This window comes from Balneola vulgaris DSM 17893 (assembly GCF_000375465.1).
Taxonomy (GTDB): Bacteria; Bacteroidota; Rhodothermia; order Balneolales; family Balneolaceae; genus Balneola; species Balneola vulgaris.
Map to the genome: position 1 here is coordinate 1,038,307 of NZ_AQXH01000001.1, position 14,131 is coordinate 1,052,437.

Sequence of the window (14,131 nt, forward strand, 5' to 3'; positions counted from 1 at the left end):
GAAGTGCCAATATTTATGTTTTATTTTACACTTGTATGGTAAAGCTATACAAGTCAAGGCTGTTTCGTTTAGCCTACAGTAGTATTAATTCTTTCCCTTTCCAGTTGTTTTATCTAGGGTGATTACATCAATCATTAAATATCTATCTGCGGTCGATATGACAAAGAGATAAAAACCACCTGTTTTGTCACTTACCCTCGTTCCCAACGTCCTCATTGGAAACACTCTCTAAAGCTCCAGCTTCGCTTTTAGCGATGCTATACAAGCCACCCTACAACGTGGCCATAAAAAAAGCCCCGACCATAAACATGATCGAGGCTATACTCTTTAGAGTGAATATAGGGGATGAATTACATCATACCGCCCATGCCACCCATTCCTGGCATTCCACCACCTGGCATTCCACCGCCCATTCCAGCAGAATCATCATCGTCTGATGGCTTATCTGAAATAACAGCTTCAGTGGTTAGTAATAGACCTGCAACAGATGCAGCATTCTGTAATGCAGCACGAGTTACTTTAGTTGGGTCGATTACACCTGCTTTAATAAGGTCTTCGTAAGTTTCAGTACGAGCGTTGTAACCGAAAGCGCCTTCGCCTTCTAGTACTTTCTGAACTACGATAGCTCCTTCTACACCAGCATTGTTTGAAATAGTACGTAGTGGTGCTTCAAGTGCCTTACGGATGATTTGGAAACCAACCGCTTCGTCTTCGTTATTAGACTTTAAGCTATCAAGAGCTTTAAGTGTTCTAAGAAGTGCAACACCACCACCTGGTACGATACCGTCTTCAACAGCGGCACGAGTAGCGTGTAGGGCATCTTCAACACGGTCTTTCTTCTCTTTCATCTCAACTTCAGAAGCAGCACCGATGTAAAGAACAGCAACACCACCGCTTAGCTTAGCTAAACGCTCTTGTAGTTTTTCACGATCGTAGTCAGATGTTGTGTTCTCAATCTGGCCTTTGATCTGGTTTACACGAGCTTTGATGTCGTCTGCTTTTCCTGATCCACCAACAATAGTAGTGTTGTCTTTGTCGATAGTTACGCTGCTAGCCTGACCTAAGAAATCTAGAGTAGCATTTTCAAGTTTGTAGCCTCTTTCTTCAGAGATTACAGTACCGCCAGTTAAGATCGCGATGTCTTCAAGCATTGCTTTTCTGCGGTCGCCAAAGCCTGGAGCTTTAACCGCTGCAATCTTAAGTGATCCACGAAGTTTGTTTACTACTAATGTAGCAAGTGCTTCGCCTTCGATGTCTTCTGCAATAATTAATAATGGCTTTCCAGACTGAACTACTTTTTCAAGAATTGGCAGAAGGTCTTTCATCGTAGAAATCTTCTTGTCGAAGATTAAGATGTATGGATCTTCTAATTCAGTAGTCATTTTCTCTGAATCAGTTACGAAGTAAGGAGAAAGGTAACCACGATCGAACTGCATACCTTCTACAGTCTCAAGTGTAGTTTCGATACCTTTTGCTTCTTCAACAGTGATAACACCAGTGTTGTTGAACTTACCATCTTCCGACTTACCTACTTTTTCGTAAGCATCAGCAATCATAGTTCCGATTTCATCATCACCGTTAGCAGAGATAGTTGCAATCTGCTTTAATTTGTTGATGTCGTTGTCGATGTCAATTTTAACATCATTAAGTGCTTCAACAATAGCAGCAACTGCTTTGTCGATTCCACTCTTAAGGTCCATTGGGTTTGCACCCGCTGTTACGTTTTTAAGACCTGCGCTAATGATAGCTTGCGCTAATACAGTTGCGGTAGTAGTACCGTCGCCTGCATTGTCGTTGGTTCTGGAAGCAACTTCCTTCACCATTTGAGCACCCATGTTTTCAAGCTTATCAGAAAGCTCAATTTCTTTAGCAACGGTTACACCGTCTTTAGTAATTTTTGGGGCACCAAAAGACTTTTCGATTACAACATTGCGTCCACGTGGGCCTAATGTAACTTTTACTGCATTAGCAAGCTTATCAACACCTTTCTTTAGGGCGTCGCGTGCTTCCACATCATAGTGAACTAACTTTGACATAATATTCTTCTATTTTTGATTTATGAATTAAATGTGTTTGAGTGGCGAGCTGCTTAAGACAGGATTCCAACAATATCAGACTCGCGCATAATCAGGTACTCTTCTCCGTCGAAAGAAACTTCAGTACCAGCGTATTTTCCGTAAAGTACTTTGTCTCCCTCTTTTACGGACATCTCAATTTTATTTCCGTTTTCAACTTTTCCCGGACCCACAGCAACAACAGTTCCTTGCTGAGGTTTTTCTTTAGCTGTATCTGGGATATACAGACCAGAGCTGGTTACTTCTTCAGCTGCGTCCGCTTTCACTAGTACACGGTCGCCTAAAGGTTTAATGCTAGCCATATTTATGACTCCTGTTTTTTTGTTGTTAGTAGTTAATGTGGGCAGATGCCCTTTTATTTTTCACATCAACTAAAGCAACTTCCGTACCAAATCATTTCAAATGATTTTGCTTTTCGAGATGGGCAGACAACTCTGCATAAATGTCAGGGGTCCAGTTTTCAGCTCTCTGATCAAAGTTATAACCTTCTGGCCTATAGTCGTCGAGTACAGGCTTAAGCGCATTGCTCAATTTTTTACGCCGTTGGTTGAAAGCTGTACGAACTACTTTTTTTAATGCCTCGTCTGAGCATTCTAAGGCAGGTTTATCGAAAGTGAGTCGAATAACCGAACTCATTACTTTTGGAGGAGGGTTAAATGAATTAGGTGATACATCGAATAAAATTTCAGGAGTACTCATCAATTGAGTTTGTACCGAAAGTATGCCATAATCTTTAGATGATGGGGATGCGACCAATCGTTGAGCTACTTCTTTCTGCATCATCAATATGGCTTCTTTGAAATTCGAGCGCTGTGCTAGCAAAGTAAATAGAATGGGACTGGTGATATAATAAGGAAGATTACCTACGACAAAGTTGTCATTTTTGTCAGACAAAATTTCCGACCAATCCACCTTCAATACATCCTTTTGATGGATGTGTACATCTGGAACTTGTTGCTTTAAAACTTCAATAGCTCGCTCATCTACTTCAATCACATGTAAGTCGTTGTACTTTTTAGTCAACCACGAAGTGAGGGCTCCTGTACCAGGACCAATTTCAATGAGTCGATCGTCTGAGTTTGCACCAATGGCCTCAACTATTTTATAGATGATGTTGCTGTCGGTAAGAAAATGCTGTCCTAAACTCTTTTTAGTCTTAAATGCCATTTGTACTGTACTTAGTGCTGGAAATATGCCTACGCTATGGCTTTATCCATTCTTTGAATTCTGATGATTGAATGTACTGAGCATAGATATCAATTTCTTCAAATCCCTGCTCAGTGAATTCGTACCCAATATACTCCTCTAAAGCTATCAATTGCTCAGTTACCAATTTGAAATTTTCCTGGTCCAAATAAATTTCAATCAACGACCAATATGCATCTTCGATATAGGGGTCGTTTGAAATTGCTGTTGTATAATATTTGATTGCCCTTGTAGTATCTTCATTTACCTCAGCAACAAATCCTCTGTACGTATTTAAAAAATTATCTCCTCCAATTGTAGCGTCTAACTCATTTATCATTTTATATGAGTTTTCGATATCTCCTCTCAATAAATAATAGTCTAAGGTTATTAATGGAAGACTTGGATCGTCGGGAAATATGTTTTTGTATTGCTCAATAATTGATAAATAAAACATCTCATCAACATAAAATGCTGATGTTAATACGTTGATTATAAAGATCTTTTCTACTTTTAATGGCTCTGGAAGCGACTTATACAAGTTTACCATCCCTTGATGATTAGCTTGCCGCCTCATTTCTCCCATCTGTTTCATTTTATCTACATTACTCGATAACAATTGTTTATTTGTGTCGAAACCTGAAACAGTGGTATCAAGCATCCCTGTTTCTGAAAGTAGAATTATAACAATTCGATTAATGGTGTCGCTGAATAGCTCGCCTGAATAGTATGGGTAGATATCAATTATTCGTAATGAATTTTTATTGGAGTAGTCTATTATTAACTCATAATAGTTTAACCCCTCGTCGTCAAATCCTCGCATTAACATTGAAAATGAACTATCTGTAACACTAAAGTTTACATATTGGTAATTATCGAATGCCGTTAACATTTCATTTAATGCTTTGTGCATCTCTGATTTCATGCCTCGCTTAAATCCATTTTTAAATTGCTCCAAATTATTCGATGCAACTGTGATATCATCAAATACTCTTTCAGTAAACCTTTCAATGTCAAAAGACGCTATAAAACTATTAACATCACCCACATTGATTCGATCAATATGTTCGAAGAGCTGCTGGTGATATAGTTTCGTTGTGGCACTATCAACAATTTGTGCTGATAAAATCGAAGGAGAACAACTCAAAAAAATGAGAAGAAAAAAGGTTTTCATTACAAATTAGTTAAATTAATCGCAGTTTAGATATCAATAGCAAGTGTTGTAACTTAGTTAACGCTGCTATCTGTTTACTAGCGAATCTATATAATATTTATGAGTTTACTCGAAAAAATTGGTTTAAGCCCCAAACGAAAGGAGATAACTCCTTTAATGGGTGAGAAATTAAAAAAGGAGCAAGAGGCGTATTCTCTGAAGCGGAATCCCTATCTAAGAGCGTTCATTTTTATCTGCTTTATTGGCATCTCTATTCTATCGCTTCCTCATGCTACCATCAATTCTGGATTGAATTACACCGTTGGCCAACCGTGGAGAGCCGACGATTTAGTAGCTCCCTATACCTTCGCGATTAAGAAAACTGAAGCTGAAATAGAGACAGAGCAAGAGCAAATCAACCAAACCATCTCCCCTATTTTCAGAGTAGAACCCAGTGCGTCGATTGATACTCAAACAAAAATCGATTCTCTGTATAAACGCATCATGCCCGTGCTTGAAGGGTATTATATTTGGCAAGAGAGTAAAGAAAATAACCTAAATAGTGTTTTTGAGGATAGTATTCGATTTGCTCAATCCTATTCAAATACAAGCATTCAGCTTACTGAAGATTCATGGAATCTACTTTTTGAGAGTTATTACACAATGAAAACTCGAAATCGACCTCAAAGCTCATTTCTAGGCGTTCGAGTAAAACAAGAGTTAGAACAAATTGTTGAAACGCTTCACACCGATGGTATCATCAATAGAAATAAGTCAACGTTTGATCAGAACGAGATTATCGTTCGCAATCCTGTTAACAGCACCGATCGCATCGTTACAAAAGCTCGAGTACGTGATTTAAAAGAAGCCAATAGCTATGCCCAGTTTCAGTTGAATAGAGAATTCAGCCAAGAAGTTGCACAGTTGGGAATGGAGCTTTATAACAAAGCCATTCAACCTAATAACATATATAGTGAAGCTGATACAGAGGCTAAGATTCAGGAAGAGTTAAATACCATCAGTGAAACCAAAGGCGCCATAGCTCAAGGGCAGGTAATTATTCGAAGAGGTGATATCGTAACCGAGCAAGTAGCAAATGTATTGAATAGCCTTTCGGAAACACGATCTAAAAACGCTTCGTTAGCGGAAAAATGGCTTCGATTTAGTGGAGGTGTAATTGCCATCATCGCCATATCGATGGTCTTTTTCATGTACCTCTATTTATATCGTCGCCCCATCAGTAATCACAACGGACTCTTCTTCTTGGTGTTTCTAACCATGAGTTTGGTGAGTTTGGCGAGTGTGATCATCTTTCGTTTTGAGCTCTCTAGTATCTATGTAATACCCATTGCCATAGCGCCGATTATCCTCACTATTATATTTGACTCAAGAGTGGGTATCATTGCTTCGGTAACCTTGGCATCCCTTATAGGATTGGTAAATGGTAACGACTTTGAGTTTACCATCGCTACCTTCTGTGCCTGCAGCATGGGGGTATTTTCAGTACGTGATATTAAAGATCGATCTCAATTTTTCTTTACTACACCGGGCATCGTGTTTGTGACTTACTTAATTGTAGTTGGAGCTTTTGCGCTGGCAAAGCTAAGTGGGTGGGATGACTATTTAAATCAAATCCTATTCATTGCGATCAACGCGGTATTCATTCTATTTACTTATCCCATCATCCTTCTTTTTGAAAAGTTATTTGGTGTTACAACCGATTTCACCTTGCTTGAAATGAGCGATACCAACCGCCCACTGTTGAAGGAATTAATGAATAAGGCACCGGGTACTTTCCACCATAGTTTACAAGTTGCCAACTTATCAGAGGCCGCTGCTAGTGCCATTAAAGCAAACGCATTACTCTGTAGAGTAGGTGCCCTGTATCACGATATTGGGAAGATGGTTAAACCTTCTTATTTCGTTGAAAACCAAGGCAGTGTTAACGAACATGACAAACTAAAGCCTCAAATGAGTGCCATGGTGATAAAGGCGCATGTTTCAGAAGGCGTTAAAATGGCTGAAGAGCATGGACTTCCAAAAGCTATTACTCACTTTATTGAAACTCATCATGGTACGTCTGTAATCCGTTATTTTTATGAGAAAGCAAAGGAAGATGAAAGCTTAAAAGAGATGCTAAATGAGGAGCAGTTTAGATACGATGGCCCACTTCCAAGCACAAAAGAAACGGGTATCCTGTTATTAGCTGATGGCATTGAAGCGGCTTCTCGTGCTATGAAGAACCCAAATTATAGCAAACTCGAAAACTTAGTAAACCGCATGGTGGATGACCGAGTAACGGAAGGTCAACTCAGCCATTGCCCACTTACTTTCCGGGATTTAAGTGTTATCAAAGAGACCTTTTTAAACATCTTAGTTGGGGTGTACCACAGTAGAATCGAGTACCCTGAAGACAGCGAGAGAAAGACAAAAGGTAAGGACAAGGAGAAAGAGCACACATCAGACCGTTCGAATGCTAAACCGGATGATGAATCTAGCTCAGATGCAGAAAAATCGGAGAATAAGAGCGAGCAAACTCAAACCCAAGAGGAGTCTAAACCGAGTTCTGAGTAATGGAGAAATTTACGCGTGAGCTTAACTTATACCTTCAATTTGCCAAACTAGAAAAAGGTTTATCTGAAAACTCCATTATCTCTTATAAAAACGACTTAGAGCGTTATTTAGACTACTTGGTTTTTGAAAAAAAACTCAATGATTTATCGGGTGTTAGTTTAAATCACATAGAAGATTTTCTAGGTTATTTACTCGATTCGGAATGTCTTTCGGCTAGTTCGCTTGCTCGTAATATATCCAGTATCCGAAGCTTTCATGAGTTTGCCACTATCGAAGGATTTTCGCATGCTAATCCTGCTGAACTTATTGAGCTTCCTAAGAAGGCTAAGAAACTACCGGAAGTTCTCAACCCAATAGAAGTAGAGGCAATTCTCAGCACTCCAAATTTAGAAAAGCCAGCCGGAATTCGCGATAAAGCCATCTTAGAGTGTTTGTATGGCACAGGCATGCGTGTGAGTGAGTTAACAGGCTTAGAAATAGATCGCTTATTCTTTGAAATAGGCTTCATTCGAGTAATTGGTAAAGGGAACAAAGAACGCTTGGTACCGGTGGGTGAAATTGCCCAAGAAGCAATCGAACATTACGTGGAACATATTCGCCCTTTATTCTATAAACCAAGTAAAGCAGACAAAGCCAAAAACCGTGTGTTCCTCAATCAAAGAGGCGGAGCATTAACTCGCATGAGTATCTGGAATATTGTGCAAAAAGCGGCCAAAGCGGCGGATATCCAAAAACCGGTGTATCCACACATTTTTAGGCATTCTTTTGCAACACATCTACTTGAAGGAGGCGCCGACTTACGAGCCGTTCAAGAAATGCTAGGTCATGCTTCCATTAACACTACTGAAATTTATACTCATGTCGATCGTTCATTCCTTCATCAAGTACATAAAGAATTCCATCCTCGCGCCTAACATGAAAGCTAGTCTATCAGCACTCTTCTTTTTTATAATTATATACCCTGCCATTACGGTTCCCATTCATGCTCAATTTCGTCAAAGCCAATCTTATGAAAATGGCTTAGTGGTTACGGAAGAAATTTATGCCTCTGAAGTTGGGAAACAGATTCTACAACGGGGTGGAAATGCCATTGATGCAGCAGTAGCGGTCCAATTCGCCCTTGCAGTTACTCTGCCTCAATCTGGGAATATTGGTGGTGGGGGTTTTATGATCATCCACTTAGAAGATGGCTCGACTACAGCACTAGATTTTAGAGAATCCATCGTAGAGAACTCTAGACAAAATAATAGGCGCAACTTAAAACAGATACCCATTCCGGGAACGGTAGACGGTATGGTTCGAGCCCTTGAACACCATGGCCGAATGCCTCTAGAATTAGTTCTACAACCCGCTATCGATCTAGCTCGCAATGGATTTTACTTATCCTATCAACAGGCACAGATTTTAAATGCATACGCCGATGAATTCTATGATCACCCTTCATCCATAACTTACTTTCAGAAAGAGAATGGAGTTCCATTCAAAGAAGGGGATTTATTTATGCAGAAAGATTTAGCCAATGTACTGGAGCAAATTGCACAGTATGGCAGAGATGGTTTCTATTCTGGGGAGGTAGCCGATAAGATCATTCAGTCGGCACGATCGAATAGAGGCTCACTCACCCGTTCAGACTTATATAACTATAGAAGTATATGGCGCACTCCTATTCAAGTGGAATATGATGATTACACGATCCATACGGTACCTTCACCAAGTTTAGGAGGTGTTAGTTTTACTCAGACACTACAGCTTGTTCAAGACTACCCTGTTTATAGAATGGGGCATAATTCTGCCAACTATATTCACCTCATTTCAGAAGCGTTAAACGCCACTTTTTCTGGACTTCCAACTAATGAAAGTCAAACCACCTTGAGTAAAAGGTCTAGATCAAATAGAAGCAATGATTCAATTTCACAGCAATTTTCTCGTTCCTTCTCCATGGATACTATCGCATCTAGAAATGGATCAAATTCTGAATTTGATCAGTTTAATAATAGTTCAGAAACCACCCACTTTTCGGTAATTGATAAAGAAGGCAATGCCGTTTCTGTTACTACAACTCTAAATGGTCCATTTGGAAGCTTCCTAGCTGTTGAAGGAGCTGGTTTCCTATTAAGTAAAACTCCTTCTACCATAACAACATCAGATTCTAACCGCCTTATCAGCTTGATGGCGCCAAGTATTGTTAGCCAAAACGGCAAAGCCCGTTTAGCCTTTGGCGCAACTGGCGGTAAAGAAATAGTATCAGCTTTAGTACAGACATTCTTAAACCAATTCCTCTTCAAGATGAATACCCAAGAGGCCATATCCGCCCCACGCTTTCATCACAACGGACAGGAAAACTACATTTACTATGAAGCATTTGGCATAAGCCCCGATACCCAGCGATTATTATTGGCTAAAGGCCATAAACTGAGAACACATCAAATGGGAAGAGTTCAAATGATCTATGTAGATCACGATGGTTTGAAATGGAGTGGAGTTGATCCTAGAAGTGATGGATTCGCTTCAGGCTATTAAGGAATCAAAAATTACGCAGTGCTTGAGCTACACTTCCTGTGTTCACTGCATTATGAGATCCATGCCAAATAACTTCGGCATTCTTTATTACAAATAGTTGTGGAGATTCGTGACGCACCGAAACTTTATCTCCAAAGGCTAGAGAAAGTTCTCTATTTCTAATTACATCAATAAGGTGTAAATCCACATTATGGGCTGCCCAGAATTCAGTATCGTTTAAATTCTTCATCGCGAAGAAACTAACACTGCATCTTGGGCTGTGCTTAAACACAATCTGTGTTTTCTCGTTTGATGCCATCATAATTTCATCAAACTGTTCTTCCGATTCTAACTCGTGCCACAGTTGATGGGCATCAGAATTTGGGCTTGAATTAAAAATACTACCAAGTTTATCTAAGAAACTCATACCTATTTATTATTCGGAAATATTACATTAATGATTAATATGGAACGTGTTGTGTCCAATACTCATTCAACTACTAAAGCTAGAACACTAATAAATCATTCACAATGGAAACGAATATTAAAGCTTATTGGCTCGGTCACTCTGCAGTTAAACTTGTAAGTCCTTCTGGAAAGATCATATTTATTGATCCCTTTCTCAAAGATAATCCTAGTACTCCTGAGGAACTTAAAGAAGTAAAAGAAGCCGACTATATCCTTTTAACGCATGGACACGAAGATCATGTGGGCGATACTTTGGAGATTGCCAAAAATACAGGGTGTACCGTAGTGGGTATTGTTGAGTTGATGGGGCTACTACAAAAGAAGGGTTTGAGCGAAAACCAAGCGATTGCCTTCAACAAAGGTGGCACCGTTCATTTTGAAGATTTTTCTGTAACTATGGTATCTGCCAATCACAGTTCTTCTTTTGATGGCGAATACGCAGGTGATCCAGCTGGATTGGTTGTTTCATTCGAAGACGATCTATGTATTTATCATATGGGCGACACCAACATATTTTCTGATTTATCCCTCTATGGTGAGCTTTACGAACCTCATGTTGTGCTTGCACCTATTGGCGATCACTTTACAATGGGACCTGAAGAAGCGGCTTATGCTGTTGAAATGGTAAATCCAACAATGGCTCTTCCAATTCATTATGGAACATGGCCTCCGATTGATGCCGACCCAACCGAATTTCAAGAAGTGCTAGAGGAAATTGCAGATGTTGAGGTGGTAATACCTAAAGCTGGTGAACAATTTCTTGGCTAAGTAATGATTCGACATGCCCATATTGATGATGCTGAACGCATCGAAGAGATTGTACAGCAGTCGCTAGATTTAAAATATGTGACTGCTTTGCAATCTCCTATGGGTATTGAAAAACGTAAACACTGGATAGAACATAGAACTAGAAACCACCCTGTGTTTGTGTACGAGGAGGATGGCCAACTGATAGGATATATTGCATTATCTGCTTACCGGCCTCAACGTCCATCACTAGATAGAACAGCCCTAATTAGTTATTTCGTTGATAATAAGCATTTCCAAAAAGGCGTAGCCTCTGCCCTTCTTCAATACTTGATCAATTATCTTAAAACAACCTCAATCAAGGTGATCATAGCTATTATTCTAGATGGGAATGAAAGAAGCATAAAGCTCACTGAAAAATTTGGCTTCGAGCAATGGGCATACTTACCCGATGTTTTTGAAGCTTATGATAAAGTTTTGAGCCAAGTCTATATGGGTAAGGTATTAGACCAGTAAGGTTATGAATCTAATGCTATTTCATCCTTCAATCGCAGGAAAAATCTAAGCTGTTTATCATCCCTCGTAACGGTAATGCGAATGGTGTTTCCTCGTCCGCCTTCAAGAATATCAATCAACTCATTCAGAGTAAACAAATAGGCTCTTCGTGTATTTACTTGTCGGATGAGATCCCCCGGTAATATCCCTGCTTCATCGGCTGGTGACCCTTTGCGAACCTGCGACACTTCATAGAATGGAAGAGAACTCAAACTCTTCGTTCTTTGCATGCCTGCCACACTGTATGAATATTTTATTAGTACGGGTGAAATATCCGATACAAATACTTCAAGCCCCGCTTTATTATAGGAATACTCCTCTTTTGCCTTACTCGTTGGCCTCAGTAACATCCCATCTGCTTCATAATTAAAAATCACTCTGTATCTGGATAAGAAATCTGAACCCATTACCCCCTGCCGGTCGCCTTCCTCGAGTGCCAACTTTATACTTTCGCTATCAGGGTAAAAAACCACCGGATCTTGGTCGACCACTACATCGTGTATTTTCACTCGATCAACACGTCCAATCTTGCCAAAGACTTCCCCGTTTAGTCCTGTACCAAGAAATGAATCAATAGTTTTTGGTGGTAAATACACCCCGCTTTCTTCGGTTACATACAGTGAAAAGGAGTTACTAGCTCCAGAATCTACCAGAAGTTTTGTGTTGATAGCATTTCCATTTTCTTGAAGTACTTGAGCTTCTACATAAGGTTTACGCCCCTCAACAGTAATGGGCAGGTAATGCCACTTCTTGCTCTTTTTGAGCTCATTGAACTTGGATTGGTAAACATCCGGATGATGTAATACTAAGCGCTCTCGCTGATAATTGAGTTCAACTACAAAATCCTGAAACAGATTATACCCTAGAATGCCATGTATGGGCATCCCCATGAAAGAGGACAAATCAAGCTTATGTTTATGAAGAAAGATTACGTCCTGATTTGTGCCCTTCACTTCTTTCATAAACACATTGTTGCCTAATGAAAGCAAGGCTTCTTTGGGAGCTTCATTCCCCAATCCATTGATAAGCACTTCACGTGTAAAGTTCAGGGTGAGTTCTTCACCATCAGGAATTTCAGTAAGGATAATCCGAGTAGCGCCGCTGTCTAAAATAAAATTCAGGGGTGCAGAATCGTTGATGCGCATCTGCACTACCACCAAATTATTTACTACATCGAATGGAATGGTAACTCGCGACCGGTAGGGGCTTTCAAACTCTATATCCCTATCCCGAGATGGCTCAATCATCTTATTAGGAACACATGCGATCCCTACTAGCCCAAATAATAAGCTAAGTAATAACCACCCTCGGTATGTAGTGTTCCTCTTCTCGATGATATTTTAGTTTAGTTTAGAACTTGGATCCTCGAATCCAAGTATCAGACCGAGCCCAGCTTTCAGCAAAGGCTTTGTTTATGTCCTCATCTTCTCTATTTAATCCTTCCAAAGCTTTCTTGATGCCAAATAGCGACCACCCATTATTCGGGTGATGCTCTAATTCTTTCTTGTAAACACTAATCGCCTCTTCAAAGTTTTCCATTTCAATTAAAAGTGCACCATACCAATGTCGTGGTGAAAATGGAATAGGTTCAGGTTCATCGTAAGTCAATTGATCGTAGTAGCTAATTGCACTTTCAAAGGCTTTTTTCGCACCTTGGTAGTCCTCATTTGTCCAGGCAATTTCCCCTTCTAAGATGTACCCAACAGTATGAAGTAGATGCTCTGCCGAGTGAAATCTAAATCGTGCCTTCGATGAAGCAGCTGTTTCTAACACCTTTTCTTTATGCTCCATTGCTTTGTCGATGTCTCCAAGTTTAAGAGCGGCATATCCTTGAGCAAAATCCCACATCCCTCCATGTACATCATGAGATGGCTTTTTTGAGATTGCTGAAACTTCATCAAAACGGCCAAAACGGATGAGGGTAAGCACATGATACATGTTGTTATTTGTTAGCTTCGCATAGTCCTTACCTGCTTGAATAGCTATTGCACCTTGCCCATCCATACTAGCTGCAAAAGCCAACATATGAAGATTGTGAGAAGGATAGATAGCGAAGCCTTCACCTACCGACGCTTTCATATCTGAATGCCAAGCCATGATATTAGATCGTACAGCATCGGCCCAACGCCCCATTTCATTCCAGGTATGTGACGGCATATGATTGATATGGCTAGCTCCTGGAATCGAGGTGCCAATATATTCTGCGCATGAAGCCGCCCATTCGGGGTTCTGGCTAGATTCTGTTGCATGAATGTATAGATGACAGGCCCCGGGGTGCTTTATATCTTTTTGAAGAATCTCTTCTAAAACATCATGAAGTTTTATTACATCGGGGTCGTTTACATCGCGAGTACCTCTGCGTGGCTCCAATAGAAATAATGATTCAGCATACAGTGTACCGATATCTAAATCGTTTGGGTATTTCTTGTAAAGCTTTTCCATTTCGATGGCATATAAGGTGTCTTGCCTAGCAAGCTTGTCATTATCGTATTCAGGCAGGTAGCGTACACTAAATGCATTTACTAACTCTTTTTCTTTCTGAGTTCCATGTTCTTTGGCAACCTCAACCGCTTCTTGAATTTTGGCATAAGCTCGTGGGCCTTCATCTGATCTCATATCCCCATTTAAGTATGAACCCCAAGCCCAAGCTTCACCCCAATAACAAAGTGTACACGTAGGGTCGGCTTTTTGAGCTTCTCGAAAAGAGCGAGCGGCATCCACTTTTGTGAAGGCATACATCATTTGGAAGCCTTGATTGAAATAAGCCTGTGCTTTTTCATTAGAATTATTCAGTGGATAAGAAAAATCGCCTAAAGCCTTTAAGTAAAGTGGCATGGGCTCCGAAAAGCTAGTTGGGTAACTTACATTTTGTGCG

Annotated in this window: 12 protein-coding genes; 5 read left to right on the plus strand and 7 right to left on the minus strand. The window is 40.1% G+C overall.

Annotated elements, in window-relative coordinates; all coding sequences use genetic code 11:
- Nucleotides 1–350: 350 nt before the first annotated feature.
- From groL to B155_RS0104490, 4 genes are all read right to left on the minus strand, one after another.
- Complete coding sequence (gene groL / locus B155_RS0104475; RefSeq protein ID WP_018127045.1) at nucleotides 351–2,036, minus strand: chaperonin GroEL; 1,686 nt, start codon at nucleotides 2,034–2,036, stop codon at nucleotides 351–353.
- A 53-nt stretch (nucleotides 2,037–2,089) separates the two neighbouring features.
- Nucleotides 2,090–2,377 (minus strand): co-chaperone GroES, encoded by a 288-nt coding sequence (groES, locus tag B155_RS0104480; protein ID WP_018127046.1) that lies wholly within the window; start codon nucleotides 2,375–2,377, stop codon nucleotides 2,090–2,092.
- 91 nt (nucleotides 2,378–2,468) lie between these two features.
- Nucleotides 2,469–3,242, minus strand: a complete 774-nt coding sequence (rsmA, locus tag B155_RS0104485) for a 16S rRNA (adenine(1518)-N(6)/adenine(1519)-N(6))-dimethyltransferase RsmA (RefSeq protein ID WP_018127047.1) — start codon at nucleotides 3,240–3,242, stop codon at nucleotides 2,469–2,471.
- A gap of 34 nt (nucleotides 3,243–3,276) precedes the next feature.
- Complete coding sequence (locus tag B155_RS0104490; RefSeq protein WP_018127048.1) at nucleotides 3,277–4,434, minus strand: tetratricopeptide repeat protein; 1,158 nt, start codon at nucleotides 4,432–4,434, stop codon at nucleotides 3,277–3,279.
- A 99-nt stretch (nucleotides 4,435–4,533) separates the two neighbouring features.
- Between B155_RS0104490 and B155_RS0104495 the strand changes: the two genes are divergently transcribed.
- The 3 genes from B155_RS0104495 to ggt are packed head-to-tail and all read left to right on the plus strand — an operon-like array spanning nucleotide 4,534 to nucleotide 9,507.
- Entirely contained in the window at nucleotides 4,534–6,987 is a 2,454-nt protein-coding gene (locus B155_RS0104495; protein WP_018127049.1) for an HD family phosphohydrolase, read from the plus strand.
- Nucleotides 6,987–7,901, plus strand: a complete 915-nt coding sequence (gene xerD / locus B155_RS0104500) for a site-specific tyrosine recombinase XerD (RefSeq protein ID WP_018127050.1) — start codon at nucleotides 6,987–6,989, stop codon at nucleotides 7,899–7,901. The genes B155_RS0104495 and xerD overlap by 1 nt, the downstream gene beginning before the upstream one ends.
- 1 nt (nucleotide 7,902) lies before the next feature.
- A complete protein-coding gene (gene ggt, locus B155_RS0104505; protein ID WP_018127051.1) occupies nucleotides 7,903–9,507 on the plus strand; it encodes a gamma-glutamyltransferase in 1,605 nt (534 codons plus the stop codon).
- Nucleotides 9,508–9,511: 4 nt separating this feature from the next.
- Here the strand turns inward: ggt and ytxJ are convergent, their stop codons facing one another.
- The gene (gene ytxJ / locus B155_RS0104510; protein WP_018127052.1) at nucleotides 9,512–9,913 is read right to left on the minus strand and encodes a bacillithiol system redox-active protein YtxJ; all 402 of its coding nucleotides are present in this window, start codon (nucleotides 9,911–9,913) and stop codon (nucleotides 9,512–9,514) included.
- Between the two features lie 104 nt (nucleotides 9,914–10,017).
- Here ytxJ and B155_RS0104515 point away from each other — a divergent pair, with 104 nt between their 5' ends.
- Nucleotides 10,018–10,722: a metal-dependent hydrolase gene (locus tag B155_RS0104515; RefSeq protein ID WP_018127053.1), complete on the plus strand. Its 705-nt coding sequence runs from the start codon at nucleotides 10,018–10,020 to the stop codon at nucleotides 10,720–10,722.
- 3 nt (nucleotides 10,723–10,725) lie between these two features.
- Nucleotides 10,726–11,217: a GNAT family N-acetyltransferase gene (locus B155_RS0104520; RefSeq protein ID WP_018127054.1), complete on the plus strand. Its 492-nt coding sequence runs from the start codon at nucleotides 10,726–10,728 to the stop codon at nucleotides 11,215–11,217.
- Between the two features lie 2 nt (nucleotides 11,218–11,219).
- Here B155_RS0104520 and B155_RS0104525 read toward each other — a convergent pair whose 3' ends face one another.
- On the minus strand, nucleotides 11,220–12,503 hold the full coding sequence (locus B155_RS0104525; protein WP_018127055.1) for an aspartyl protease family protein: 1,284 nt from the start codon (nucleotides 12,501–12,503) through the stop codon (nucleotides 11,220–11,222).
- Between the two features lie 103 nt (nucleotides 12,504–12,606).
- On the minus strand, nucleotides 12,607–14,091 hold the full coding sequence (locus tag B155_RS0104530; RefSeq protein WP_157464727.1) for a tetratricopeptide repeat protein: 1,485 nt from the start codon (nucleotides 14,089–14,091) through the stop codon (nucleotides 12,607–12,609).
- Nucleotides 14,092–14,131: the final 40 nt, after the last annotated feature.

Bases quoted from the DNA above. Each gene is read 5' to 3' on its own strand.
- groL (WP_018127045.1), bottom strand. From the start codon at position 2,036: ATGTCAAAGTTAGTTCACTATGATGTGGAAGCACGCGACGCCCTAAAG.
- groES (WP_018127046.1), bottom strand. From the start codon at position 2,377: ATGGCTAGCATTAAACCTTTAGGCGACCGTGTACTAGTGAAAGCGGAC.
- rsmA (WP_018127047.1), bottom strand. From the start codon at position 3,242: ATGGCATTTAAGACTAAAAAGAGTTTAGGACAGCATTTTCTTACCGAC.
- B155_RS0104490 (WP_018127048.1), bottom strand. From the start codon at position 4,434: ATGAAAACCTTTTTTCTTCTCATTTTTTTGAGTTGTTCTCCTTCGATT.
- B155_RS0104495 (WP_018127049.1), top strand. From the start codon at position 4,534: ATGAGTTTACTCGAAAAAATTGGTTTAAGCCCCAAACGAAAGGAGATA.
- xerD (WP_018127050.1), top strand. From the start codon at position 6,987: ATGGAGAAATTTACGCGTGAGCTTAACTTATACCTTCAATTTGCCAAA.
- ggt (WP_018127051.1), top strand. From the start codon at position 7,903: ATGAAAGCTAGTCTATCAGCACTCTTCTTTTTTATAATTATATACCCT.
- ytxJ (WP_018127052.1), bottom strand. From the start codon at position 9,913: ATGAGTTTCTTAGATAAACTTGGTAGTATTTTTAATTCAAGCCCAAAT.
- B155_RS0104515 (WP_018127053.1), top strand. From the start codon at position 10,018: ATGGAAACGAATATTAAAGCTTATTGGCTCGGTCACTCTGCAGTTAAA.
- B155_RS0104520 (WP_018127054.1), top strand. From the start codon at position 10,726: ATGATTCGACATGCCCATATTGATGATGCTGAACGCATCGAAGAGATT.
- B155_RS0104525 (WP_018127055.1), bottom strand. From the start codon at position 12,503: ATGATTGAGCCATCTCGGGATAGGGATATAGAGTTTGAAAGCCCCTAC.
- B155_RS0104530 (WP_157464727.1), bottom strand. From the start codon at position 14,091: ATGCCACTTTACTTAAAGGCTTTAGGCGATTTTTCTTATCCACTGAAT.